This is a genomic window from Paracidovorax valerianellae (assembly GCF_900102625.1).
GTDB lineage: Bacteria > Pseudomonadota > Gammaproteobacteria > Burkholderiales > Burkholderiaceae_C > Paracidovorax > Paracidovorax valerianellae.
Genome location: NZ_FMZC01000010.1, coordinates 114,879 through 140,096 on the forward strand (window position 1 = coordinate 114,879; position 25,218 = coordinate 140,096).

Consider the following 25,218-nt stretch of genomic DNA (forward strand, 5'->3'; position numbering starts at 1 on the left):
CGGTGCGACCGGCCCATTGCACGCTGATGTCGCCATCGCAGGCGGCGGCATCGCCGGCCTGGCCTGTGGCGAAATCCTGGCGCGCGCTGGCCTGCGGGTCGTGGTGTGCGAGGCCCAGGCGCATCTGGGCGGGCGTGCTGCCAGCTTCCAGGATGCGACCACGGGCGACATGGTGGACATCGGGCCGCATGTGCTGTCCAGCGAGCACCGCAATTTCAACGCACTGCTGGACCGTGTGGGGACGGCAGGCCACATCGCCTGGCAGCCCGACCCGCTCATCACATTGCTCGACGGCGATGCGCGGCTGCACATGCGTGCTCCGGCCTGGCCGGCACCGCTGCATGGGCTGCCGAACCTGCCCAACGCCGCGCGCTGCCTGTCCTGGGCGGACATGGCATCCAACTGGCGAGTCGCCTGGCGCGCCCTGCGCATGGGCGAGGACGAACTCCATGGCCTGGACCGGCTCAGTGCGCTGGTGTATCTGAACCGGCTCGGTGTCACACCGCGGGCGATCGAATGGTTCTGGTCGGCTGCGGTATTGGCCTTGCTGAACGTGCCCCTGGCGCGCTGCTCGGCCGAGGCGATGATGCGGGTCTTTCGGCTCATGCTGGGGCGTAGTGGCTACCACTTCGGCTTTCCGAAGGTGGCGTTGTCGCAGCTCTACGTCCCGGGCTGCCGCCGGGCCATCGAAAGCGCAGGCGGTGCGGTGCTCACCTCGGCCGCCGTGCGCACGCACCGCGTGTACGGCGGGCGTTTTCAAAGCATCGTGCTGGAGGACGGCCGGGAGGTAACCGCGTCGGCCGGTGTCTTCGCCCTGGCCCCCGATGCGTTGGCGCGCATGGCGCAAAGCGGCCACGCCGGCGTGGGCTTGCCGTTGCACGAAGCCCAACGGTTCGAGCCGGTGCGCTACTTGAGCACCTACCTGTGGTTCGACAGGCCCGTGGCTGACGAACGCTTCTGGGCGTGCGTGGGCGCTTCAAGCGGATTGAATACCGACTTCTACGACCTCTCGAACATCCGCAATGCCGGCAGTATGGCTGGGTCTGCGCCATCGCTGATCGCCAGCAATGCCATCCATGCCACGCAAGCGTGGGAATGGAGCGATGCGACCGTGATCGACCGCACGCTGCACCAGTTGGCCCGGTTCGCCCCGAGCGCCCGCGAGGCGCGCCTGGTGCATGCACGCGTGCACCGCATCCCCATGGCGGTACCGGCACCGCAGCCTGACACGCAGCGACTGCGGCCGCATGTGCGTTCCGGCGTCACGGGCCTCTACATCGCCGGGGACTGGTCGGCCACGGGCCTGCCTTGCTCCATGGAAAGTGCGGCAAGGTCCGCAGCGCTGGCAGCCGAGGCGGTGGGCGCTCAGCTGGGGCGCGCCGTGGCTCCAACCCTTGCGTTGCCAGAAACGACAGGGCTCGCGGCGTGGTTGCGCCGGGGCGACAAAGCTGTACACCAGCCACCGCGTAGCAGCAAGAAAGGCCCGGTGCCGCCTGCCACAGCCCATCCGCCGGCCGGCGGGGCCGCGCCATGACTGGCCGCCGGTCGCCCTGGAGCGAGCCGTTATTCAAGGCGCCGGTTGCGCTTGCGCCGGCGTGACAGCGCCACGCACAGCACCAGCAGGCCCACGCCCACTGCGGCTTTGCGGGCAGCGCCGGCGGGGTTGTGGCGCAGCTCGGCAGGGCCTCCCATTTCGGCGTAGAGATTGGGCACATGGCCGCGCGTCAGATCGGAAACGATGCCTTCTCCGCTGTTGATCCGGTCCGCGAAGAGCAGCAGCAACCAGTGGCGCAGATCGTTTTCCGAATATTTGAAGGCCACCCGGCGCAGCATGCCGCTCAGCCCCTTGGGCGGCTGCGGCGTGCCGTAGATCGGCGTGATGCCTTCACGCTCGGTGGAGTGCAGCACCTCGACCGGCGAGTCCTGTTGCGGCGGCGGCTCGACCGGGTGCGGCAACCGTGGCGGCGTGCGCTCCATGGGGTGGGCCGGGCGGCGTGACCGGTCCAGGTCGGCCCCCCAGCCCACGATGTGTGCGTAACGGCTGTTGCTTTGGCTGGTGCCTTCTTTGGGCGCGGTGGACAGCAGGGTTTCTTCCATGATGGCGGGCTCCTTTCTTGTTCACTGCCGGTTCACTGGTAGCTGCCTTGTGGCACCAGCACCGTCTTGATGCAGTTGTCGAGCTTGCTGGAGAAGATGTGATACGCATCGGCCACATGCTCCAGCGGCACGCGGTGCGTGATGATGCGGCGCGGCTCGATGCGGCCGGCCTGGATGTGTTCGATCAACCGTGGCAGATGGCGTTTCACGCTGGCCTGGTTCATGCGCAGGGTCAGGCCCTTGTTCAGGGCATTGCCGATGGGGACTGCGTTGAAAGTCGGCCCATAGACGCCCACGATCGAAACGTTGCCGCCCTTGCGGACGCAGTTGATGCACCAGTGCAGCACCGTGGCAGCGCCCGCCTGCAGCTTGAGCTTGACGCCCAGAAGCGTCTGGGCGAAATTGCCTGCGGCCTCGCAACCCACGCAATCGATGCAGACGTCGGCGCCCAGGCCGTCGGTCATCTTCTTGATGTGGATGGCCATGTCGCCCACATCCTTGAAATTGATCACCTCGCACTGGGCGTATTCGCGAACGAAGTCCAGCCGGTACTCCACATGATCGACCACGATCACGCGCCCGGCGCCCATGAGCCAGGCAGACTTTGCCGCAAAAATTCCGATGGGCCCGGCACCGAAGACCACCACCGTGTCGCCTTCCCGGATGTCGCCCATCTCCGCAGCCTGGTAGCCGGTGGGCAGGGCATCGGTGAGCAGCACGGCATCGTCCTCGTCCAGCCCTTCGGGGATCACCGTGGGGCCCACGTCGGCCATGGGCACGCGCACGTATTCCGCCTGGCCTCCGTCGTAGCCCCCGGCCGTGTGCGAATAGCCGTAGATGCCGCCGACGGCCGTCGCCTCGGGGTTGGTGTTGTGGCAGTTGCCGTACAGCTCCTTCTGGCAAAAATAGCAGGAGCCGCAGAACACGTTGAACGGCACCAGCACCTTCTGGCCCACCTTCAAGTGCTGGACGGCAGAGCCCACTTCGACCACCGTCCCGGTGAACTCGTGGCCGAACGTGGTGCCCACGCGCGTGTCCGGCACCAGCCCGTGGTACAGGTGGAGGTCGGAGCCGCAGATGCACGCCCGCGTCACGCGCACGATGGCGTCGCCGGGGTGTTCGATCTGGGGCTCTTGCTTGTGCGAGGTGCGGATGCGGTACGGTCCGCGGTATTCCATGGCCAGCATGCGTGCTCCTTTGAGAAAGAGGGATGAGAGATGCGTGCCATGGACGTGGCAAGGCGTGTGCCGCGCCTCGCCTCGCCGTGGCGCTGGCCTGGTCTTCCTTACTGGCGGGGGCGTCCCGCCTGGCTCGCCGATCAGCTGCTGAGCTTGTCGGGGTCCACCTTGGCCCAGAGGTTGCCTGCCTTGGACTGCAACGTGGAGATCAGGCTGCCGAGCACCTCGTCGGGAACCACCGTGCCGAAGCGCTGGCGCAGCACTTCGTCGGCCTGCACGGGCGGCTCCTTCGTGCCGAAGAAATAGTTGCCGTCTGCATCGTGCGGGGTAGAGCTTTCCAGCTCTTCGTAACGGGTGGCGAACCAGCGCCAAACCGCTGTCTTTTGCTGGATGGGTTGCGCGGTGCGCAGCCAGTCGTCGACGGGCTCGAAAAACGGCTGGGTCACGTCGCCGGCCTCCGGGGGCAGGTCGACCAGCATGCCGTCGGTCAGTTCATCGGTTGCGATCATCACCATAGGCTTGTCCTTCGAGGATGGAGAAGTTTTGGGCGCATCAAAAACTGCGCCGCACCAGCGCCTTGCGCACGCCTTCGATCGCTGCAGCGGGGTTCAGTCCCTTGGGGCAGACATCTGCGCAATTCATGATCACGCGGCAGCGAAAGAGCTTGTAGACATCGTTGAGGTCATCGACGCGCTCGGCCGTCGCACTGTCGCGCGAGTCCGCGATGAATCGGGCCGACTGCAGCAGCGCCGCCGGGCCCAGAAACCGATCGGGGTTCCACCAGTACGACGGGCATGAGCTGGAGCAGCACGCGCAAAGAATGCATTCGTACAGCCCGTTGATCGAATCGCGTGCCTCCGGCGATTGAAGGCGCTCTTTCTCGGGCAGGGGGCCGTCCGAAATGACGTACGGCCGCACCGAGTGGTACTGCGCATAAAAGCGTGTCATGTCCACGATCAGGTCGCGCACCACGGGAAAGCCCGGCAGGGGCCGGATCACGACCGGCTCCTTCAATGTGCTGACGTTGGTCAGGCAGGCCAGGCCGTTGCGGCCGTTGATGTTCATCGCGTCCGAGCCGCACACGCCTTCGCGGCACGAGCGCCGGTAGCTCAGGCCGGGGTCGTCGCGCTTGAGGCGCTCCAGCACGTCCAGCAGCATGCGCTCGCCCCGCAAGGGAACGTCGTAGTCCTGCATGCGGGGTTTTGCATCTTCGTCGGGGACGTAGCGGTAAATCGACAGTTTCATGGAAGGCTTTCTCGTTCACAGGGAGACCGGTTCAGAAGGCATGGCAAGGATGGCGTCCCTTCTTTTGTCGTTTCTTCGTCTTCAGCCCGCCGGAAAAAGCGTGGCGATCGCCCAGCCCACGGTGACGATCAGCCACAGCGCCAGCAGCAGCAGCGCCGTCAGCCGCAGGCCCAGCGGCTTGACGTAGTCGAGGATCACGTCGCGCATGCCCACCCAGGCGTGCAGCGCCACCGCGCCGAAGAACAGCGCCAGCGCCAACTGCATCGGCCGGCTCAGCACCCAGGCACGCCATTCGGCCTGCGATGCGGGCGTGGCAATGACCATGTGCAGCACGAAATACAGCAGGAAAGCCAGGGCCACCAATGCCGTGGCGCGTTGCAAAGCCCAGGCACGCAGCCCGCCGAGTGCCGCCGCCTTCAAGGCTGTGCTCCCCAGGCCATCCATGCCAGCGTGAGCAGGACTGCGGCGATGGCGATGCCATGCACCGCCCAGGCCGTGGTGCGCGCCTTTCGGTAATTCGTGCCGTAACCTGCGTCGAACAGCAGGTGGCGCACCCCGGCCGCCGTGTGGTGCGCAAGGCTCCACACCGCCACCAGCGTGACCAGGCGGCCGGGCACGCTGTGCAGGGCCGCAGCCCAGCGCGCGGGATCGGCATCCGGCGCCAGGCTGGCCGCCAGCAGGTAGACGCAACCTGGCAGCGCCAGCACCAGCAACATGCCGGAGATGCGGTGTGCCAGAGAGACGATCGCGGTGACCGGTAGGCGAACCTTGAACGGGTTCAGGAACACCGGCCGTGCCGGATTTGTGCCGGTGCGGCCGGGGGCGGCATGCTGACCGGAGATTTCGCTCATGCGCCTGGCTCCGAGCCGTCTTCGGCCGGGCGATGAAGTGCACGTGCGTCGCCGCCTGCCGTGCGGCCATCGCCGAGGGAGTTGCCGCTGCCGGCGTTGACCATCTCCAGTCCGCGATCGGTGCGCACCGCGTCCGTGGCCGGGTCGGCACGCTCTTCGGTGTGCTGCTGCATGACGGGGATCGTCGCCGGAGATGTCGGAGATGCCGGTGTGTCGAGCGAGGCGGCGCCCGGCGGCGAAGGGTGGGCCGGGCCAGTGGGGGCTTGGGGCATGGTCTTCCTTTCAATCCCTCCAGCGAAGGGAAACGAAACACGGACGGAACGGCAAACAGGGCAGGGGCAGGCAGGGGGCAGGCAGGGGGCAGAGAGGCCATGCCACTGACGCTGGCCGGCAAGGCGCATGCCTGCAGCGGGCCTTTGCGTGCGGGAACGGAGATTGCCCCCGTCAGGAGCCAACACACCCTGGAGAGCCTGTCCGCGATGTCCACCCTCTACACCCAAAGCACCACAGAAACCCTTGAGTCCACGCAGCACCCTGAAGCCGTCGCGGTAGCGCCCCAGCCTTCCGGATCGGTGGACCCCATCGTGGTCGTGGGCGGTGGCGCCGCAGGGTTGGAACTGGTCACCCGCCTGAGCCGGTTGCGCAAGGCGGGCCACCGGCTGGCACCGGTGGTGCTGGTGGACCGTGCGCTGGGGCACCTCTGGAAGCCGCGGCTGCATGAGATCGCCACGGCCATGCAGGGCCAGGCGTCGGCCGAGAGTTCGTTCCTCAGCCATGCGAGCCAGCACGGCTACCGGTTCGAATTGGGCACGCTGGAGTCGATCGATGCGCAGGCCCGTCGCATCTTTCTCACCCCGCTGGTGGGCTCGGACCTGAGCGTGCTGCTGCCCCGGCGCAGCCTTGCCTACTCCAGCCTCGTGCTTGCGCTGGGCAGCGAAGAGAACGATTTCGGCACGCCGGGCGCGCGAGAGCACTGCCTGTTTCTCAACACGCCGGAGCAGGCGCTGAAGATCCGCCAGGCACTGCTGTCCTCCGCCTTCCGGGTGGCGCGCGGGGTGCAGGAGGGCCTGTCGATCGTCGTGATCGGCGGGGGTGCCACGGGGGTCGAGCTGGCGGCGGAAATCCAGCATGCGATCGAAGAACTCCGGGGCCATGAGCCCGGCGTGGGCCGTGCCCAGGTGCGGGTCACAGTGATCGAGGCTGCGCCGCGCTTGCTCAACGCCAATCCGCCGGAGGTCTCGGAATATGCCGCGCGGTCGTTGCGTGAGCGCGGTGTCGAGCTGCTGGTGGGAGAACGGGTACAGCAGGTGGACGCGCTGGGCGTGCAACTGGCCAGCGGCCGGTATGTGGAAGCCGAGCTCCGCATCTGGACGGCCGGCATCCGCGGGCCACGGGTGCTGGACGGCATGCAGGACCTGCCGGTGTCTCGCTCGGGCCGGGTGCGCGTCAACGACTGGCTGCGCTGCGAAGACGTGCCGGGCCTTTATGCGCTCGGCGACTGCGCGGAGTGGACCGATCCTGAAAGCGGCAAGCCGGCGCCCTACACCGCCCAGGTGGCCTCGGCCCAGGCGCGCTACCTGGCCAAGGCCATGGCGGCACAGGCAGCAGGGCGCGCCATCCCGGCCTTCCAGTTTGCGAGCGCGGGCGCCATCGTGTCCCTGGGCGACCGCGGTGCGGCTGGCAACCTCACAACCCGCTTCGGGCGCCGCAGCCGGGACCAATTCATCCAGGGCCTCAGCGCCCAGTGGCTGTACGCCGTGCTGTACCGCCGGCATGAATTGGCCATCCATGGCTGGCGCCGGGCCGCCGCACGCTGGCTGGTGGACCGGCTGGAGCGGTCCTACCAGCCGACCATCAAACTCCACTGACACGCGCAATGGCTCGGGCACAGCAGACTGCATTCGACTTTGGCACTCCGTTTGCCAACCCATCGACTCCCACTCAGCCGTCCATGTCCATGAAACAAGAAGATTCCCTTCGCCATCCCGCCGCACAGCCGCTCACGCCTGGTGCAGGCTCCACCCCGCCGCAGGAATCGGCTGCGCCGGCCCCTGCCGCACAGAAAAAGCCGTTCCTGGTCGACGACCTGTACCTGCACCAGAAGCTCACCGACCTTCACTGCACACCGCACGGCCAGCTGGCCGCCTGCGTGGTGCAGTCCGTCGATCGCGAAAACGATACCTATGTCTCGTGCCTCTGGGCGTTCGCACTGGATGGCTCAGGGGTGCGGCAACTCACGCGGGGGCCAGGGTCCGACACGGCGCCCCGCTGGTCTCCCGATGGGCAGCAATTGGCCTTCCTGTCCAGCCGCACGGGCGCACCGCAAGTCCATGTGCTGCCGCGCGATGGCGGCGAAGCCCGTCAGGTGACCCATCTGCCGCAGGGTGCCTCCAGCGTGCGCTGGACGCCTGACGGCAAGGCCATGGTCGTGGCAGCCGGCGTGGCCGTGGACCCTGAACTGCGCGGGGAGCGGTCCGATCAACCGGCGCTCGCTCGCCCGGCCAATGCCCCCGAAGTGGCGTGGCGCCTGCCCTACAAGAGCGATGGCCTCGGCTACCTGCTGAGCCGGGAGATCCATCTGTTCCATGTGGACGCTGCCACCGGCGTGCACCGCCAGGTGACCGACGGCGCCTTCGAGGTGATGGCTCACGACATCTCCCCCGACGGAGAGCGCATTGCCTATGTGCGCACGCGGTCGGGGCGCTTCGCGCACGCGGCCGACCTGTGGGTCTGCCAGGCCGACGGCAGTGGCTATCGGCGCCTCACCCACGGCCATGCAATGGTGATGCAGCCGGCATGGTCGCCCGACGGCTCCCACATCGCGTTCGCCGGTTCGGTCGAAGAGGGCGATGCCGCATCGCGCCTCTGGCTGGCCCATGCCACATCGGGCGAAGTGCGCCCGTTGGGGGAGGTGGAGGTCGCAGACCCCGCCTCGCTGCACTGGACGCAGGACGGGAGCGCCATCGTCTTCGTGCGTGCGCACCGCGGGCGCCACCAGATCGCCCGTATCGCCGTGGCTGGCGAAGGCCGGCTGGAGGTGCTCGTCGGGGGCGACCACCAGATTGGCGTGTTCGGCCACACGGGCGAGCACCTGGCCTTCAGCGCCGAGCACCCTTCGCTCGCCAGCGAATTGCGCGTGGCCGGCCCTGAAGGGCAGGGCGCAAGGCAGATCAGCCAGTTGAACGCCTGGTGGAATGAACGCACGGTCGTGCAGGCCGAAGCGCGTCTGTTCGAAGTGCCTGACGCGCAGGACGGCACCGAGCGCATCGAAGGCTGGCTGCTGCGTGCCGAAGGCGCGCAAGGACCGATGCCACTGCTCAACGACATCCACGGCGGCCCCGCCAGCTATGCCTTGCTGGACTTCGACACCAACGTGTACTGGCAGGTGCTGTGCGCGCGGGGTTGGGCGGTGCTGGCCTTGAACGCGGTGGGTTCATCCAGCTATGGCCAGGCGTTCTGCCGCCGTCTGGCAGGCCAGTGGGGCGATGCCGATCTGCCGCAGCATCTGGCGGCCATCGAGCAACTGAAGGCGGAGGGCGTGTGCGACGACCGTGTCGCGGTTTGCGGCAAGTCTTACGGGGGCTACCTCACGGCCTGGGCCACGGGCCATACCGATCGGTTCCGCGCCGCGGTGGTGATGGCGCCCGTGGGCAACATCGAAACGCACTACGGCACCTCCGACGGCGGGTACTACGCCGATCCGTTCTATCTGGCGACCGCACCGCATTTCGACCGCCGCCGCGCGCGGGAGCTATCGCCCCTGCAGTACGTCGAGCGATCGAAAACGCCGACGCTCTTTCTGCAGGGCAAGGAAGACGAGCGCTGCCCCAAATGCCAGTCGGAAGAACTCTTCGTGAGCCTGCTGCGGGCGGGCGATACCCCCGCGGAACTGGTGCTGTACCCCGGCGAGGGCCACGGCTTCCTGGGTTCGGGCGCGCCGTCGTGCCGGGCTGACGCGGCACGGCGGATCGTCGGGTGGATCGAGCAGCACTGCGGCACTGGCGAAACCCCGTCGAAAGCACCCGGGGACATCGGATGAATCGATCGCAACGCCGCAGCTCGGCTGAATTGCAAGGTTCCTTTGGCTGCCAGCACCGGTCGAGTGGTCATGATCAACACTGACACCGACAGGCTCTTCAGAGAAGACGGAGAAGTCCCCAGTGCCTGACGACGCTGTGCAAGTCGACGGGCTGCGTGATTTGCCTGCGGCCGGGGACCGGCCTGCCGATGCCATCGTGGTGGGCGGTGGCCCGGCGGGGCTGACGGCCGCTTTGTACCTGGCGCGATTTCGCCGGTCGGTCGTGCTGATCGATGCGGGGCAGGGCCGCATCGCCAAGATTCCCCGCTCCCACAATTACCCCGGCTTCGTGGACGGCATCCCGGGCGGCACGCTGCTGGACACGCTGCGCCGTCAGTTGCGGCGCTACCCGGTGCGGGTGGTCCACGCCGCTGTGGAGCGCGTCGAACGCATCGAGCGCCTTGGCGAAGCGGCCGGTTTTCGCGTGGAATGGCCGGGCGGGCAGGCCACCGGCCGGCAGCTTCTGCTGGCTACCGGCGTGACCGACATCGCTCCCGCCATGCCCCATGTGCGCGAAGCACTGGAGACCGGGGCGCTGCGCTACTGCCCGGTGTGCGATGCCTACGAAGCCATCGGCTGCGCCGTGGGGGTCTATGCCGATGGGCCCGCAGGCGTGGGCGAGGCGGTGTACCTGCGGCATTTCAGCGGCGACATCACCCTGTTCATGGAAGAGGGCGATGCCGCGCTGTCCGATGACGATCGCCGCCGGCTCACGCGTGCCGGCGTCCGCTGGAGCCGCGCACCGGTGGACAGCATCCGCCGCGAAGGTGCGCGCGTGGTGGTGCAGCACGGCGCCGAACGGTCGGTGTGCGACACGCTTTATTGCGCGCTGGGCCTGCAGGTGCATTCGGGACTCGCCCAGGCGCTGGGCGCTGCGCTGGACGACACCGGCTATGTGGAGGTGGACGCGCACTACGCCACGGGCGTTCCGGGGCTCTATGCGGCGGGGGACGTGGCCCAGGGCCTGAACCAGATCGCCGTGGCGGCTGGCGGCGCGGCCATTGCGGCGTCGGCCATGCACCGCGCGCTGGGGCCGCATTACTGACCCTGGGAGCAAACTGCGCGCCGACCGGGCCGCCGGCAAGGACAAAGGAAATGGCGGGTGCCGCCACCGGGCACAATCGCGGCTTTTCGCCCGCCCCTTGCTCATCCATCAGCGCGCAGAAGCGGTTGGCGCCCTGCCATCCGAAGCGCTCGCCCCTGCCATGCCGTCCGCACCAACGCTGCCCCTTCCCCACACCAGCCCTGCCGCCGCCCGGTTGCAATCCATCGATGCGCTGCGCGGGCTCGTCATCCTGTTCATGCTGCTGGACCATGTGCGCGAAACGTTCTTCCTGCACCACCAGGTCGGCGACCCCATGGCCGTGGCCACCACCTCTCCCGACCTGTTCGCCAGCCGGCTACTGGCCCATGTCTGCGCGCCGGTGTTCGTGTTTCTCACCGGCCTGTCGGCCTGCCTGTACGGCGCACGGCAGGGTGGCGGCCGGGCTTTGGCCTCGGTGTTTCTGCTGCAGCGCGGGCTGTTCCTGGTCGCGCTGGAACTCACGCTGGTCAACTTCGCCTGGACCTTCCAGTGGCCGCCCACCGTGGTGTACCTGCAGGTCATCTGGGTGATCGGTTTGAGCATGCTGGCCCTGGCGGCGCTGCTGTGGCTGCCGCGCAATGTGCTGATCGCGCTGGGCGTGGTGCTGGTGGCCGGGCACAACCTGCTGGACGGCCTGCATTTCCCGGTCGGCCATGCTTTGCACATTCCCTGGGCGGTGCTGCACGACCGGGGCTGGATCGAGGTGAGCGATTCGCTGCGCCTGCGCACTTCGTACCCGTTGCTGCCGTGGATCGGGGTGATCGCACTGGGCTATGCCGCCGGCCCGTGGTTCCAGGCCTCTGCCGATGCGCAAGGCCGGCAGCGCCGCCTGCTCGCGTGGGGGGCTGGCCTACTGGTGGGCTTTGCCGTGCTGCGCGCCTGGAACGGGTACGGCGACAAGCCCTGGGTGCCCGGCGAGACCGCTTTGGCCACGGCCATGTCGTTCTTCAACGTGACCAAATACCCGCCCTCGCTGCTGTTCGTCGCACTCACGCTGGGCATTGGCCTACTGGTGCTGCGCGCGTTCGAACGGTTGCCGGCCGGCAGCGGCGGGCTGCGGGTGCTCGCGGTGTTCGGCGCGGCGCCCATGTTCTTTTACCTGCTGCACCTTTACGTGCTCAAGGCGCTGTACCTGGGCGCTTTGGCGGCATGGGGCCCCAACCAGGGCAGGTATTTCGGTTTCGACGCCATGTGGGGCGTCTGGCTGTGTACGCTGGTGCTGGCTGCCGCGCTCTACCCGGCGGTGAAGGCCTTCGGGGCCTTCAAGGCCCGGCGGCGCGACATCGCCTGGCTCAAATACCTGTAGCACCTGTAGCAGCTCTGGCTGGCCCGCCTTCTGGGTGCGGAAGGGGAGGCGTGCCCAACGGCGCCGATGCCCCTTCGGGTGCGATGGGCCGACCTTGGCGACAATCGGTCCCATGTTTCCTTCCGCTTTTCTTCGCATCGCCCTCGTTCTGGGCCTTCTCTCGGCCATCGGCCCCTTCGCCATCGACATGTACCTGCCGGCGCTCCCCGACATCGGGCGCAGCCTGGGCGCGCCGGTTGGCGCCGTGCAGTGGAGCCTGACGGCGTTCTTCCTTTCGCTGGGGGCCGGGCAGTTGTTTTATGGCCCCGTCTCCGACATGGTGGGGCGCAAGCCGCCGCTGTACTTCGGGCTGCTGCTGTTCACCGTGGCCAGCGTAGGCTGTGCGCTGGCGACCGAAATCGAGACGCTGGTGGCTCTTCGCTTTCTGCAGGGTCTGGGCGCAGCGGCTGGCATGGCCATTCCGCGCGCGGTGGTGCGCGACCTGCACACCGGCACCGACGCCGCGCGGCTGATGTCGCTGCTGATGCTGGTGTTCAGCGTGTCGCCCATCCTCGCGCCGCTGGCAGGCAGCGCGGTCATCGCGCTGACGGGCTGGCGCGGCGTGTTCTGGGCCGTGGCCGTGGCGGCCGTCGCGGGGCTGGCACTGGTCTACGGCGCCCTGCGCGAGACGCGCCCCGCCGCTGACCGGGTCGAAAGCAGCCTGGGCGGCGCCCTCCGCGCTTACGGGCTGCTGCTGCGGGACTGGCATTACCTGGGCCTGGTCTTCATCGGCGGCTGCGCCATGGCGGGGTTCTTCGTCTATCTGGCCGGCTCGCCGTTCGTGCTCATCAACCACTACGGGCTCACGCCCACGCAGTACAGCCTGGCGTTTTCGCTGAACGCGGCGGCGTTCATCGGTTCGTCGCAGTTCACCGGCATGTTGGGCGAGCGCTTCGGGCTGGTGCCGCTGGTGAAAACGGCCGCCAGCGCGTCCGGCGTGATCATGGTGGCGCTGCTGGGCTACTACCTGATGGGGGGCGACCAGCTGGCCGTGCTGATCGCGCTGTATTTCGTCTCCAGCGCGTTCATGGGTCTGGTGATTCCCACCACTTCGGTGCTGGCCCTGGAAAAGCACGGCGCCATCGCCGGCACCGCCTCGGCGCTGCTGGGCACGCTGCAGATGCTGTCGGGCGCGGCAGCCATGGGCATCGTCGGCCTGTTCGCCAACGGTGAGCCGTTGCCCATGGTGATCGGCATGACCGCTGGCGCGCTGGTGGGCGTGGCACTCGCGTGGATCACCCTGGCCGGATCGCCCGGCCCCCGGCCGCAGGAGGCACAGGTTTGAACGCCAACACCGCCACCGCCAACAAGGCCCGCCAAGCCGCGGCGCGGGCCGCAGCCGCGCCTGCTTTGCCGGACGGCCTGCCGCCGGGCGCGCGGGCGCGGGCCATGCTGGTCATCATCCTCGGGCTCACGGTGGCAGTGCTGGACGGCAGCATCGTCAACCTCGCGCTGCCCGGTATCGCCCGCGAATTGAATGCCGGTGCGTCCCAGGCGATCTGGGTGGTCAACGCCTACCAGATCGCCACGCTGGTCATGCTGCTGCCGCTGGCCTCGCTGGGCGAGCGGTTCGGCTACCGGCGCGTGTACCTGTTCGGCATGGCGCTGTTCGCCGTGTCGTCGCTGGGCGCCATGCTGGCCACCTCGCTGCCGGCGCTGATCGTGGCGCGGGCCGTGCAGGGGCTGGGGGCCGCCGGCATCATGAGCGTGAACGCCGCGCTGGTGCGGCTCGTCTACCCGCGTGCGCAACTGGGCCGCGGCATGGCCATCAATTCGCTGGTCGTCGCCACCTCGTCGATGGCCGGCCCCTCGGTGGCGGCGGGCATCCTGTCGGTGGCGTCGTGGCCCTGGCTCTTCGCGCTGAACCTGCCGCTGGGCCTGTTCACCCTGTGGCTGGGGCGGCGCGCGCTGCCGTTCAACCCGCCCAGCACGCACACGGGCGCGCGCCTCACGGTGCTGGACGTCACGCTGAACATCCTCATGTTCGCGCTCATCTTCATCGGCGGCGAGCAGTTGGGCGTGCGCGGCGAAGCGGCCGGAACGGCCTCGCCCCTGGGCTGGGCGCTGCTGCTGGCCGGCGTGGCGGTGGGCTGGGTGTACCTGCGCCGCCAGATGCGCCTGGCCGTGCCGCTCTTTCCGGTGGACCTGCTGCGCATTCCCGTCTTCGCGCTGTCGATGGGCGCCTCGGTGGGGGCGTTCTGCGCGCAGATGCTGGCCTTCCTGTCGCTGCCGTTCCTGCTGCTGGAAGCCCAGGGGCGTTCGCACCTGGAGGCCGGGCTGCTCATCACCGCCTGGCCCCTGGCCATCGTGCTGGTCGCGCCGCTGGCGGGGCGGCTCATCGGCCGCATTGCGGACGGCCTGCTGGGCGGCATCGGCATGGCGGTGTTCGCGTGCGGCTTGCTCGCGCTCGCGGCGCTGCCGCCGCAGCCTGGCGTCTTCGACGTGGCGTGGCGCATGCTGCTGTGCGGCGCGGGCTTCGGCCTGTTCCAGTCGCCCAACAACCACACCATCGTGGCCTCGGCGCCGCTGCACCGCTCGGGCGCGGCCAGCGGCATGCTGGGGACCGCGCGCCTGACCGGGCAGACGCTGGGTGCGGTCGTGCTGGCGGGCATCTTCGCGGTCTGGGGCCTGCACGACGGGCGGGGCGAGGCCGTGGCGCTGATGGCGGCGGCCGGCTGCGCGGCGGTGGCGGGCGTGTGCAGCGTGCTGCGATTGCGCCAGGCGCCAAGGGCACACGCCTGAAAAATACGTTTCAGGTGTTTTAGGCCTCCAGCGCAATCAATACGCCGGCAGTGTGCTATTAAATTTATAGCAAACGCTTTTGCACCGCTTTCAGGGGCTGTGCGGCTGTGATCGTGAATCCACCTGCTCCGCCAGCGTGCGCAAGGTCAGCGGCGCGCAGCCTTCCGCATGGTTGCTCACCGTGACGAAAGCGTTCTGTCCTGCCCCGGTGATGCCCGCGACGGTGCGCGCCAGCAGCTCGTGCACTTCAGGCGCCGGGTGCACGATCCGGTCGTAGGGGGCATACAGCGTTTCGGCATCTTCGTAGCCGTAGGCGCCATGCACGGGGTTCAGGTTCCAGCGACACACCAGGGGGGCTGGCCACAGCCGCCGCAGCAAGTGCAGTTGTTCCTCCAGCGGCGGCATCTTGGCGTGCAGCCCCACGCAATACGTGGCGCCAGCCTCGCGCAGCACGTCGGCAAAGCGGGGCATGAACTCGGGCGACAGCCACTCCGGGTCGCGCACTTCCACCGCCAGCACGCCGTCCGGGGCCGTGGGCGCGAGCGGCGGCTGGGCCAGCAGCAGGCTGCGCAGCCGGGCCAGCACCTGCAGCAAGCGGTCCAGTTGCGCCAGGGGCAGGGGGCTCAGCTGGAACACCAGTGCGCCGACCTTGCGGCCCAACCCTTCGAGCGCCGGTGCCACGAATTCCTGCGTGGCCAGCGCGGCATCCAGAAATGCGGGGTTGGCCTGCCGCCCGCGACCGTCTTCGCCGCGCACCAGCGCATCGGTCACCAGGCTGGGCGCCTTCACCACGAAGCGAAAGTCGTCCGGCACCTGCGACGCATAGCGCTCGTACTGGCTCACCGTGAGGGGTCGGTAAAAGCTCCGGTCAATGCTGACCGTGCGCATCAGCGGGTGCTGGGCATACACCGGCAGTCCATTCTTGGAGAGCACCTGCTCCGAATGCTCGCCCTCCCACAGCAGGCCCTTCCAGCCGGGATAGGTCCAGGACGACGTGCCCATGCGCAGCCGGGGCGGCAGCCGCGCGGCCAGCTCGCGCAGGGCCTCGTCCCAGTCCACCGCCTGCACCGTGCCGCTGCGGCGCACGGCGGGTGCCTTCGCAGGCAACTTGGCTTCCTCCGATGGGGCAGCGCTTTTGGCGGCGGGGGGCGTAGGCGGTTTAGGCGGCGCAGGGGGCTCAGGGGGCGCAGGCAGATCGCCGAAAAGATCGTCTTGCATGGGTCGAATCGATGGGGCGTTCAGTCCTCTGAAAACAGCCCGCCTTCATTGAGCAGGTCATAGGCAATGTCCGGGTGCCGGTCCATGCTCTTCTTGATCGCAGCGGGAATCGCCTGCCGCGTCTTGCGGCACAGCCCGCGCTGCTCCAGCACCAGGATCGCAATGCCGCGCAGGCTGCGCACTTCGTTGGGACTGGTGGTGATGCTCAGGCGAATGCCGAGCTGCTCGTCCAGCCGGTCCTGCATGCGGCGCAGCTCGGCCAGGCTGCCCAGGTTTTCCAGCCGCTCGATCAGCCGCTTCTCTTCGTCACGGGTGAGGCGCAGCACCCGCAGATCCCCGCTCGGCGCTTGCAGAAGCGCGTCCCGGTCGCACACGCACGCACCCGGGGGGCATTCGGTGCGGACGGCAAAGGGGAAGGGCGTCATGAATAGCGATGCGGTGTGGGGTGCCTCGGGGGCGGCCACCGCATTTTAGGGAGGGGCCAATGGCCCGCGTGGCCAGTGCGTGCTCTGGCCCCGGCCTTTACTGCGCGCTGTACACCAGCCCTGGCCGCGTGCCGTCCAAGTCGTCGGTCTCGGCATCCTCCACCGGCGCGGCGCCGAACGTGAGGCCCAGCGCCACGAAGCGGTAAGCGCCTTGCCGGTTGGTGTACACGGCCCAGCCGTTCGGCGTGATGGCGATCCACTGCCAGGAACCGACCACGCGCGCGTCCACGACGGTGGACACCGGTTGCCCATCGGTGGTGCGATAGATGCGCAATTCGCCGGTGCTGCGGGGAGGCGCTGCCTGTACAGACCCTTTGTCGGGCGAGGCGGTGGCTCCGGCGGCGCGCTGGACCTCACGCACGGCAAACAGCCCTCCCGGCGCCAGGCGCAATGGCCCGCTGCTCGCATCGGTGGACGCAGCCAGCCGCACGAAACGCCGCGTTGCGCGATCGGCAAAACCTGTCCCGGCTTGGGACTGCGATGGGGGCTGGGCCTCGACCGCGAACTCGACCAGGGACACATTGCCCGACCACTGCGTGAAGCGCGCAAACGCGACACCCTGGCCGCCCGCATATCCCACCAGTTCGGCCGTGGCATCGGGCTCAGCGTCGGACGCTCGCGGTACCCATTGGCCTGCCCGCGGCCCAGGAGCCACGCGCGGCGGCGTGCCGTTGAGAACGTCGAACATCCCCAGGTCCGCCTGCTCGCCCAGCGTCCAGTCGGGCAGTGAAAAGGTCAGCAAGCGATAGGGTTTTCGACCATCGTCATCGCGCCGATAGAACTGGGATGTCGCGACCACGTGCACCTGTCGCTCTGCTTTGCCAGTCATGCCATCCGTGCCGGCTGGCCTTGCCAGGCAACTGTCTGGTTTGACACCGGGAGCCGGGACCGCAGCGACCGCGGGTGGCGTTCCGCTGCGCTCGCTGAGCCTGAAAGATGAAACCTTGGCGGGCTGCGCCAGATCGAGCTTGTCCACCGTGCCGTTGCAATACACCACATAGAGAAACTGCGGGGATGCTGAAAGAACCCCGCCGAAGGGCACCGCGGCTGTGCCACGTGGAGCATTTGCCATGCGCGCCAGGTCGGGGTCTTTGCCTGAGCAGGCGCTCAGCACCAGACTGGCGGCTATGGCGGACATTGCGACCACCGCAGGGGCGCGCCGGTTGGTTGGGGCTGTCGGCAGAAAAGAGGAGAAGGCGATCAGTGACAGCGTCATGGGTGGGAAGGCGGGGGGCACGAACCTGCGGGGCAGGCGGCTGTGCCGCCAGCCTACACCGTCAGATACCGCGCCCAAAGGCTCCGGTCCGCATTCAGCGCGGCCGAATCGCCCTGCCACACCACGCGACCGCGCTCCAGGATCACGTGGCGGTCGGCCAGGTCCACCAAACGGTGCACGTATTTGTCCACCACCAGGATGGTCTGCCCGGCGGCTTTGAGGGTGGCCAGGCAGCGCCAGATCTCTTCGCGGATCACGGGGGCGAGGCCCTCGGTGGCTTCGTCCAGGATGAGCAGGCGCGGGTTGGTGGACAGGGCGCGGCCGATGGCCAGCATTTGCTGCTCGCCGCCCGAGAGCTGGTTGCCCAGGTGGTGTTCGCGTTCCTTGAGGCGCGGAAACACGCCATAGATCCGCTGCAGGTCACAGGGGTCGCCCAGGCCGTTGCGGCGGTCGGCAAAGGCGATCAGGTGTTCGCGCACGCTGAGGTTGGGGAACACGTGGCGCCCCTCGGGAACGATCGCCAGGCCCAGGCGGGCGATGGCATCGCTCTTCATCGCGCCGATGGGTTGGCCCGCGAAGCGGATACCGCCGGCCGTGGGGCGCAGGGCGCCGACCAGCGTCTTGATGGTGGTGCTTTTGCCCATGCCGTTGCGCCCCAGCAGCGACACGACCTCGCCCGCAGCGATGTCGAGGTGGATGCCGAACAGCACCTGGCTCACGCCGTAGCCGGCTTCCACGGCCTGGCAGCTCAGCAGGGGCTCGTCGCGGACCGGTTCGGGCGGGCTCATGCGGTGGTCTCCAGCGTGTCGTTGCCGACGGTTTCGGTGCCCAGGTACACGGCCTGCACTTCGGGGTGGTTGCGGATTTCGTCGGGCGTTCCAGCGGTGAGCACCCGGCCATACACCAGCACCGAGATGCGGTCGGCCAGGCGGAATACGGCCTCCATGTCGTGCTCGATCAGCAGCACGGCCATGTCTTTGCGCAGGGTTTCGATGAGCTGCACCATCTGCAGCGATTCGTCGGGCCCCATGCCCGCCATGGGTTCGTCGAGCAGCAGCAGCTTCGGGCCCGAGGCCAGCGCCAGGGCGACATCGAGCGTGCGCTGTGCGCCGTGCGGCAGCGCGCCGGCGACGGCGTCCATGCCGTGCTGCAGGCCCACGCGCTCGGCCAGGCGGTCCGCTGCCTCGTACAGGTCACGCGCGTGAGACCGCGGTTGCAGGAAGCGAAAGCTCGATCCGCTGTGCGCCTGCACGGCCAGCAGCAGGTTGTCGCGCACGGTCTGCCGCGGAAAGATGCGCGTCACTTGAAAGCAGCGCGACAGGCCCTTGCCCACGCGGCGATGCATGGGCAGCGCGGTGATGTCGGCGCCGTCGAGCAGCACGCGACCGGCGTCGGGCGCCAGCAGCCCCGAAATCTGGTTGACCAGCGTGGTCTTGCCCGCACCGTTGGGGCCGATGAGGGCGTGCACCTCGCCGTGCGCCACGGTCAGGCTAACGTGGTCGGTGGCGAGCAGGCCGCCGAAGCGCTTGACCAGGCCATCCACTTGAAAGAGGCTCATCGCGAACTCCTTGCGCGCAGGTCGGCCAGCGCCGCGAGGCCCTTGGGCGCATAGAGCGCGGTGGCGATCAGCAAAATGCCCAGTGGCATGTGCCAGTAGTCGGTGTTGAGCTTGAGCACTTCTTCCAGCGTGAGCCAGACGGCCGCGCCCAGCGGCCCGCCCCAGCGCCGGCCCAGGCCGCCGATCACCACCATCACGATCAGCGTGGCCGACTGGGTCCAGTGCATCATCGACGGGCTGACGAAACTGTTGCCGGTGGCCAGCAGCGCGCCCGCCAAGCCTGCCACGGCGCCGGCCAGCGTGAAGGCCGTGAGCTGCAGCAGGTACACCGGGTAGCCCAGGGCCCGCATGCGGGTTTCGTTGTCGCGGATTCCGGCCAGCGCGGTGCCGAAGCGCGAGGCGGTGGCCCGGTCGAGCCACCACAGCACCAGCGCAACCAGCGCCAGCACCACCCAGTACAGCGTGGGCTCGTGCATCGAATCGAGCCCCAGGCCCAGCGCGGGCCGCATCGGCAGGCTGTAGCCGTCGTCGCCGCCGTAGCTGCGCAGCGAGACGAAGACGAAGTACAGCATCTGCGCAAATGCCAGCGTGATCATGATGAAGTACACGCCCTTGGTGCGCAGCGAGATGGCGCCCACCAGTGCCGAGGCCAGCGCGGCCAGCACCATGGCGGCGCCCCACACGAACCACGCCGACGTGGCGCCCGCATCGGTCAGCACCACCACCGCATAGGCGCCAACGCCCACGAAGCCCGCATGCCCCAGCGCCACCATGCCGCCGAACCCCATGATGAAGTTGAGGCTGGCAGCGGCCAGCGCCACCACCAGCACGCGCCGCACGAAGCCGATGTAGAAGTCCAGCCCCAGGGCCGAGGCCACGAGCGGAAACAGCGCCAGCGCCACCAGCAGGGCCAGCGGCAGCAGCACGCCGCGCCAGCGCGGCGTTCCAGGGTGCACTGGCAAGGAAGAAGTCGAGAAGGCAGACATGGTCGCTCAGGCCTTGGCAGAAAACAGCCCCGCGGGGCGAAAGCTCAGTACCGCCGCCATCAGTGCGTACATGGCCACTTCGGCGCACAGGGGGCCCAGGTCGGCGGCCACGGAGGGCGGCAGGGTGGCACGCAGCAGCAGGGGCAGGAACGCGCGGCCGATGGTGTCCACCAGCCCCACCAGCAGCGCCGCCACGAAGGCGCCGCGCACCGAGCCGATGCCACCGATCACGATCACCACCAGCGCCGGGATCAGGATCGCCTCGCCCATGCCCACCTGCACCGCCACCAGCGGCCCCATCAGCGCGCCGGCCAGCGCCGCCAGCGCGGCCCCCAGCACGAACACGCCGCAGAACACGCGCTTGACGCGCACGCCCATCAATTCGGCCATCCAGCGGTCCGAGGCGCCCGCCCGCACCAGCATGCCCACGCGGCTGTGGTTCACCAGCAGGTACAGCAGCGCGGCGACCAGCACGCCCGCGCCCAGGACCACCAGCCGGTACGAGGGGTAGGGCAGGCCGGCGAACAGTTCCACCGGCCCCGACAGCCAGCCCGGCGTGGGCGCCATCACGGGCGAGGGGCCCCAGAGCATCTTCACCGCGTCGTCCGCGACGAGGATCACGCCGAAGGTGGCCAGCACCTGGGCCAGGTGGTCCCGCCCGTAGAGGCGCCGCATCAGCGTGGCCTCCAGCAACGCGGCCACCAGTACCGTGACCGCGATGGCCGCCAGCACGGCGATGGCGAAAGAGCCGCTCTGCACATGCACCATGGCCGCCACGTAGGCGCCCACCATGAACAGCGAGCCGTGCGAGAGGTTCATCACGTCCATGATCCCGAAGACCAGCGTGAGCCCTGCGGCGATCAGAAAGAGCATGAGCCCGTAGCCCGCTCCGTTGAGCAACTGCTCGAAGACAAGAATCCAGTTCATGGCGTGGCGGCGGTGCGCAGGAAGGGGGTCGGTGTCAAAGGGGAAATTCATGGCCGCGCGCCGCGCCAAGCCGGTGAGAGCGTTGGAAACGCGCGCGGCCCAGGCGGGCGGCCGCCGAGCAAGGACTGGGCCCGCGCGTTGGCGAAGCCCGCTGGGGAGAGTGCGAAGCGGTGCGGGCCGGCCAAGCGATCTATTTCAGCTTGCACTGGTCGGCGAACGAGTCGCCGTAGTTCTCCAGCACCGTCTTGATCGTCTTGTTGGTGATGCGGCCTTCGGCGTTCTTGCCGATGGTGCGCAGGTAGAAGTTCTGCACCGGGTAATGGTTGTTGGCATAGCGGAAGCTGCCCCGCACCGAGGGGAACTGCGCCTTGGCCAGCGCCTTGATCAGCGCTTCGCGGTCGGCCACCTTGCCGCCCACGGCCTTCACGGCCGAGTCCATGGCGATGATCACGTCGAAGGCCTGCGCGGCATAGATCGACGGATAGCGCCCGCCGTACTCCTTGCGGAACGCGGCGACGAAGGCCTTGTTGGCCGGGTTGTCCAGGTCATGCGCCCAGTGCGAGGTATTGAACAGGCCCAGCATCGGCTCGCCCACGGCGCCGATCACGTCCTCGTCGGCCGAGAAGCCGCTGGTCACCAGCGTGATGTCCTTGGACAGCCCCGCACCCACGAACTGTTTGATGAAGTTGATGCCCATGGCACCGGGCAGGAAGAAGTACACCGCCTCGGGCTTGGTGGCGCGCAGTTGCGCCAGTTCGGTCGCGTAGTCGATCTGGCCGAGCTTGGTGTACATCTCGTCGGCGACCTGCCCCTTGAACTTGCGCTTGAAGCCGTTCAGCCCGTCCTTGCCGGCGGGGTAGTTGGGCGCGATCAGCACCATGCGGCCGAAGCCACGGTCGGACGCGAACTGGCCGGCGGCCTCGTGGTACTGGTCGTTCTGGTAGGCGGTGCCGAAGAAATAGGCATTGCACTGGGCGCCGGCCAACTGGCTGGGGCCTGCGTTGTTCGACAGGTAGGGCACCTTGGCCGCGAACAGCGTGGGCGCCACGGCCAGCGCCACGTTGGAAGGGATGGGGCCGGTGAAAAGGTCGATCTTCTCGCGCTGCACGAAGCGGTCCACCAGCTGCTTGGCCTGCTCGGGGTTGCCGGCCATGTCGGTCTGCACGAACTGGGCGGGCTGGCCGCCCAGCTTGCCGTCCAGCTGCTTGATGGCGAGCGCGAAGCCGTCCCGTGCCTCGGCGCCCAGCCCGGCGAACGGGCCGGAGATGTCCAGCGCAATGCCCACCTTGATGGGGGCCTGCTGCGCCAGCGCCGGCAGGCTGGCGCACGCGGCCAGGGTGAACAGGGCCGCTGCCCCCAGGTGGGTGCGAAGCGAAATACGGGAGAGTTGTGCCATTCGTCAGTCCTTATCCATCAACCAAGGAAAAACCAGCCGGGATCGCTGCAGGTGCACAGGCGGGGCGGGTGCGGAGCCGATGCGGGGCCCGGAAGCCCCATTTCGGCCCGCACTGCTGTCGTCACTGTCGCCCTGCGCACCGGGAGCGTGCGCACCGCCGGGGTCAGGCCGTTTTGCGAGGCCTTTCGGCCGGTGCCGCCGGCTCCTGATGCAAGGGGCATTCCATGCAGCGTGTTTTTTCCATCGCCGCCGTCACCGGCCGCCATGGAGTGCCAGGAATCGTACAGGCGCAAGGGGCGTTCGGGCCTACAGGTCTTCCCTGCCACGCAGGCTCGCCGGAGGGTGGCGCGGACCCGGGGAACGCCTGTGGCACACTCGCCCGCTTTTCCAACGCCGAGCCCTTGGGAGCGTTTTCAGCATGCAGAAAATCATCCGGCAGATTGCCGCAGAGATCCGGGTCACCGAGCAGCAGGTGGCCTCCGCCGTCGAGTTGCTGGATGGGGGCGCCACGGTGCCCTTCATCGCGCGCTACCGCAAGGAGGTGACCGGCGGGCTGGACGACATCCAGCTGCGCGAACTGGAGGCCCGCCTGTCGTACCTGCGCGAACTGGAAGACCGGCGCGCTGCCGTGCTCAAAGCCATCGACGAGCAGGGCAAGCTGACCGACGCGCTGCGCGCCGCCATCGCCGGCGCCCCGACCAAGCAGGAACTGGAAGACCTGTACCTGCCGTTCAAGCAAAAGCGCCGCACCAAAGGACAGATCGCCCGCGAGTTCGGCATCGAGCCCCTGGCCGACAAGCTGTTCGCCGATCCCACGCTGGACCCGGCCACCGAAGCGGCCGCCTTCACCAAGCCCCCGGAAGTGCTGGACGACGGCAAGCCGGGCGCAGACTTTTCCACCGTGCCGGCAGTGCTCGACGGCGTGCGCGACATCCTGTCCGAGCGCTGGGCCGAAGACGCCGTGCTGGTGCAGTCGCTGCGCGAATGGCTGTGGTCCGAGGGACTGCTGCGCAGCAAGAAGGTCGAAGGCAAGAACGAGAACGACCCCGAGGTGTCCAAATTCCGCGATTACTTCGAGTACGACGAGCCCATCGGCCGCGTGCCTTCGCACCGGGCGCTGGCGGTGTTCCGTGGCCGGTCGCTCGAAATCCTGGAGGCCAAGCTGGTGCTGCCGGTGGAGCCCGAGCCGGGCAAGCCCAGCATCGCCGAGGGCAAGATCGCCCTGCACCTGGGCTGGAGCCACGCGGGCCGCCCGGCCGACGACCTGCTGCGCAAATGCGTGGGCTGGGCCTGGCGCGTGAAGCTGAGCCTTTCGACCGAGCGCGACCTGTTCGCCCGCCTGCGCGACGACGCCGAAAAGGTGGCCATCAAGGTCTTCGCCGATAACCTGCGCGACCTGCTGCTGGCCGCGCCCGCCGGTCCGCGCGTGGTGATGGGGCTGGACCCCGGCATCCGCACCGGCGTGAAGGTGGCCGTGGTCGATGCCACCGGCAAGCTGGTGGAAACCGCCACCGTGTTCCCGCACGAACCGCGCCGCGACTGGGAAGGCTCGTTGCACACGCTGGCCAAGCTGGTCGAAAAACACGGCGTGAACCTGATCGCCATCGGCAACGGCACCGCCAGCCGCGAAACCGACAAGCTGGCGGCCGACCTGATCAAGCTGGCTGCCAAGGCCGAACGCGCCATCGAAAAAGTGGTGGTGAGCGAGGCCGGCGCGTCGGTCTATTCCGCCAGCGAATACGCCTCGCAGGAAATGCCCGACGTGGACGTGAGCCTGCGCGGCGCCGCCAGCATTGCCCGGCGCCTGCAGGACCCGCTGGCCGAGCTGGTCAAGATCGACCCCAAGAGCATCGGCGTGGGCCAGTACCAGCACGACGTGAACCAGAGCGAACTCGCGCGCACCCTGGGCACGGTGGTGGAAGACTGCGTGAACTCGGTGGGCGTGGACCTGAACACGGCCAGCGTGCCGCTGCTCAGCCGCGTGTCGGGCCTGTCGGGCAGCGTGGCCAAGGCCGTGGTGCGCTGGCGCGAGGCCAACGGCGCTTTCAAGAGCCGCCGCCAGCTCATGGAGGTGTCGGGCCTGGGCGCCAAGACCTTCGAGCAGAGCGCGGGCTTCCTGCGCATCCGCGGCGGCGAGAACCCGCTGGACATGACGGGCGTGCACCCCGAAACGTATCCCGTGGTCGAACAGATCATGGAAAAGACGGGCAAGCCCGTGGCCGAGATCATGGGCCGCGCCGACATGCTCAAGACGCTCAAGCCCGAGTTGTTCGCCAACGAAAAATTCGGCGTCATCACCGTCAAGGACATCCTGGGCGAACTGGAAAAGCCCGGCCGCGACCCGCGCCCCGACTTCAAGGTGGCGCGCTTCAACGACGGCGTGGAAGACATCAAGGACCTGAAGGAAGGCATGGTGCTGGAGGGCACGGTCAGCAACGTGGCCCAGTTCGGCGCGTTCATCGACCTGGGCGTGCACCAGGACGGCCTGGTGCATGTGAGCCAGCTCAGCCACAAGTTCGTGACCGACGCGCGCGAAGTCGTCAAGACCGGCGACATCGTCAAGGTGAAGGTCATGGAAGTGGACGTGGAGCGCAAGCGCATCGGCCTGTCGATGAAGCTCGACGCCGCGCCCCCGCGCAGCGGTGGCGAACGCGGCGCGCCGCGCGACAACCGCTTCGAAGGGGCAGGGCGGGGCCAGCAGCAGGCACCGCGCCGCCACAACGATCCCGCGCCGCAATCGGCGATGGCATCCGCCTTTGCCAAGCTGCAGGGTAATAAGCGGTAAAAGTTGCGTGGATAATCGCCGGAACCT

General features: G+C 68.4%; 23 protein-coding genes. 8 read left to right on the plus strand and 15 right to left on the minus strand.

The window, feature by feature from the left end; genetic code table 11:
* Positions 1-16: 16 nt before the first annotated feature.
* Positions 17-1,534, plus strand: a complete 1,518-nt coding sequence (locus tag BLT03_RS15730; protein ID WP_245711420.1) for a hydroxysqualene dehydroxylase — start codon at positions 17-19, stop codon at positions 1,532-1,534.
* Between the two features lie 29 nt (positions 1,535-1,563).
* Here the strand turns inward: BLT03_RS15730 and BLT03_RS15735 are convergent, their stop codons facing one another.
* The 7 genes from BLT03_RS15735 to BLT03_RS24510 form a co-directional block, all read right to left on the minus strand.
* Positions 1,564-2,097, minus strand: a complete 534-nt coding sequence (locus BLT03_RS15735) for a hypothetical protein (RefSeq protein ID WP_092744709.1) — start codon at positions 2,095-2,097, stop codon at positions 1,564-1,566.
* Positions 2,098-2,129: 32 nt separating this feature from the next.
* Entirely contained in the window at positions 2,130-3,284 is a 1,155-nt protein-coding gene (locus BLT03_RS15740; protein ID WP_092744710.1) for a zinc-dependent alcohol dehydrogenase, read from the minus strand.
* A gap of 131 nt (positions 3,285-3,415) precedes the next feature.
* The gene (locus BLT03_RS15745; protein ID WP_092744711.1) at positions 3,416-3,790 is read right to left on the minus strand and encodes a hypothetical protein; all 375 of its coding nucleotides are present in this window, start codon (positions 3,788-3,790) and stop codon (positions 3,416-3,418) included.
* 37 nt (positions 3,791-3,827) lie between these two features.
* A complete protein-coding gene (locus tag BLT03_RS15750) occupies positions 3,828-4,520 on the minus strand; it encodes a succinate dehydrogenase iron-sulfur subunit (RefSeq protein ID WP_092744712.1) in 693 nt (230 codons plus the stop codon).
* A gap of 81 nt (positions 4,521-4,601) precedes the next feature.
* Complete coding sequence (gene sdhD, locus BLT03_RS15755) at positions 4,602-4,964, minus strand: succinate dehydrogenase, hydrophobic membrane anchor protein (RefSeq protein WP_092744713.1); 363 nt, start codon at positions 4,962-4,964, stop codon at positions 4,602-4,604.
* Positions 4,937-5,371 (minus strand): succinate dehydrogenase, cytochrome b556 subunit, encoded by a 435-nt coding sequence (gene sdhC, locus BLT03_RS15760; RefSeq protein ID WP_092744714.1) that lies wholly within the window; start codon positions 5,369-5,371, stop codon positions 4,937-4,939. Before sdhC ends, sdhD begins: the two co-directional genes overlap by 28 nt.
* Positions 5,368-5,643 (minus strand): hypothetical protein, encoded by a 276-nt coding sequence (locus tag BLT03_RS24510; RefSeq protein ID WP_175537774.1) that lies wholly within the window; start codon positions 5,641-5,643, stop codon positions 5,368-5,370. Before BLT03_RS24510 ends, sdhC begins: the two co-directional genes overlap by 4 nt.
* A 207-nt stretch (positions 5,644-5,850) precedes the next feature.
* Between BLT03_RS24510 and BLT03_RS15765 the strand changes: the two genes are divergently transcribed.
* The 6 genes from BLT03_RS15765 to BLT03_RS15790 all read left to right on the plus strand — a co-directional run bounded on the left by BLT03_RS15765 (position 5,851) and on the right by BLT03_RS15790 (position 14,620).
* Complete coding sequence (locus tag BLT03_RS15765; protein WP_175537775.1) at positions 5,851-7,239, plus strand: NAD(P)/FAD-dependent oxidoreductase; 1,389 nt, start codon at positions 5,851-5,853, stop codon at positions 7,237-7,239.
* Positions 7,240-7,322: 83 nt separating this feature from the next.
* Positions 7,323-9,410 carry a S9 family peptidase gene (locus tag BLT03_RS15770; protein WP_245711421.1) on the plus strand — a complete coding sequence of 696 codons (2,088 nt, stop codon included), beginning with the start codon at positions 7,323-7,325 and terminating at the stop codon, positions 9,408-9,410.
* Between the two features lie 121 nt (positions 9,411-9,531).
* On the plus strand, positions 9,532-10,494 hold the full coding sequence (locus BLT03_RS15775; protein WP_092744716.1) for an NAD(P)/FAD-dependent oxidoreductase: 963 nt from the start codon (positions 9,532-9,534) through the stop codon (positions 10,492-10,494).
* A gap of 160 nt (positions 10,495-10,654) precedes the next feature.
* Positions 10,655-11,839 carry an acetyltransferase domain-containing protein gene (locus BLT03_RS15780; RefSeq protein ID WP_092744782.1) on the plus strand — a complete coding sequence of 395 codons (1,185 nt, stop codon included), beginning with the start codon at positions 10,655-10,657 and terminating at the stop codon, positions 11,837-11,839.
* A 112-nt stretch (positions 11,840-11,951) separates the two neighbouring features.
* A complete protein-coding gene (locus BLT03_RS15785) occupies positions 11,952-13,163 on the plus strand; it encodes a multidrug effflux MFS transporter (protein ID WP_092744717.1) in 1,212 nt (403 codons plus the stop codon).
* Between the two features lie 104 nt (positions 13,164-13,267).
* On the plus strand, positions 13,268-14,620 hold the full coding sequence (locus BLT03_RS15790) for an MFS transporter (protein ID WP_092744783.1): 1,353 nt from the start codon (positions 13,268-13,270) through the stop codon (positions 14,618-14,620).
* A 90-nt stretch (positions 14,621-14,710) separates the two neighbouring features.
* Here BLT03_RS15790 and BLT03_RS15795 read toward each other — a convergent pair whose 3' ends face one another.
* From BLT03_RS15795 to BLT03_RS15830, 8 genes are all read right to left on the minus strand, one after another.
* Positions 14,711-15,838: a DUF72 domain-containing protein gene (locus BLT03_RS15795; RefSeq protein WP_092744718.1), complete on the minus strand. Its 1,128-nt coding sequence runs from the start codon at positions 15,836-15,838 to the stop codon at positions 14,711-14,713.
* A gap of 20 nt (positions 15,839-15,858) precedes the next feature.
* Entirely contained in the window at positions 15,859-16,263 is a 405-nt protein-coding gene (locus BLT03_RS15800) for a hypothetical protein (RefSeq protein ID WP_092744719.1), read from the minus strand.
* A gap of 97 nt (positions 16,264-16,360) precedes the next feature.
* Positions 16,361-17,461 (minus strand): hypothetical protein, encoded by a 1,101-nt coding sequence (locus BLT03_RS23990; protein WP_139160412.1) that lies wholly within the window; start codon positions 17,459-17,461, stop codon positions 16,361-16,363.
* A gap of 131 nt (positions 17,462-17,592) precedes the next feature.
* A complete protein-coding gene (locus BLT03_RS15810) occupies positions 17,593-18,327 on the minus strand; it encodes an ABC transporter ATP-binding protein (protein WP_092744721.1) in 735 nt (244 codons plus the stop codon).
* A complete protein-coding gene (locus BLT03_RS15815; RefSeq protein WP_092744722.1) occupies positions 18,324-19,097 on the minus strand; it encodes an ABC transporter ATP-binding protein in 774 nt (257 codons plus the stop codon). The genes BLT03_RS15810 and BLT03_RS15815 overlap by 4 nt, the downstream gene beginning before the upstream one ends.
* Complete coding sequence (locus tag BLT03_RS15820) at positions 19,094-20,083, minus strand: branched-chain amino acid ABC transporter permease (RefSeq protein WP_245711422.1); 990 nt, start codon at positions 20,081-20,083, stop codon at positions 19,094-19,096. The genes BLT03_RS15815 and BLT03_RS15820 overlap by 4 nt, the downstream gene beginning before the upstream one ends.
* A gap of 6 nt (positions 20,084-20,089) precedes the next feature.
* Complete coding sequence (locus BLT03_RS15825; protein ID WP_092744785.1) at positions 20,090-21,010, minus strand: branched-chain amino acid ABC transporter permease; 921 nt, start codon at positions 21,008-21,010, stop codon at positions 20,090-20,092.
* A gap of 190 nt (positions 21,011-21,200) precedes the next feature.
* Positions 21,201-22,406 carry an ABC transporter substrate-binding protein gene (locus BLT03_RS15830; RefSeq protein WP_092744723.1) on the minus strand — a complete coding sequence of 402 codons (1,206 nt, stop codon included), beginning with the start codon at positions 22,404-22,406 and terminating at the stop codon, positions 21,201-21,203.
* Positions 22,407-22,824: 418 nt separating this feature from the next.
* Between BLT03_RS15830 and BLT03_RS15835 the strand changes: the two genes are divergently transcribed.
* A complete protein-coding gene (locus BLT03_RS15835; RefSeq protein ID WP_092744724.1) occupies positions 22,825-25,191 on the plus strand; it encodes a Tex family protein in 2,367 nt (788 codons plus the stop codon).
* Positions 25,192-25,218 lie beyond the last annotated feature (27 nt).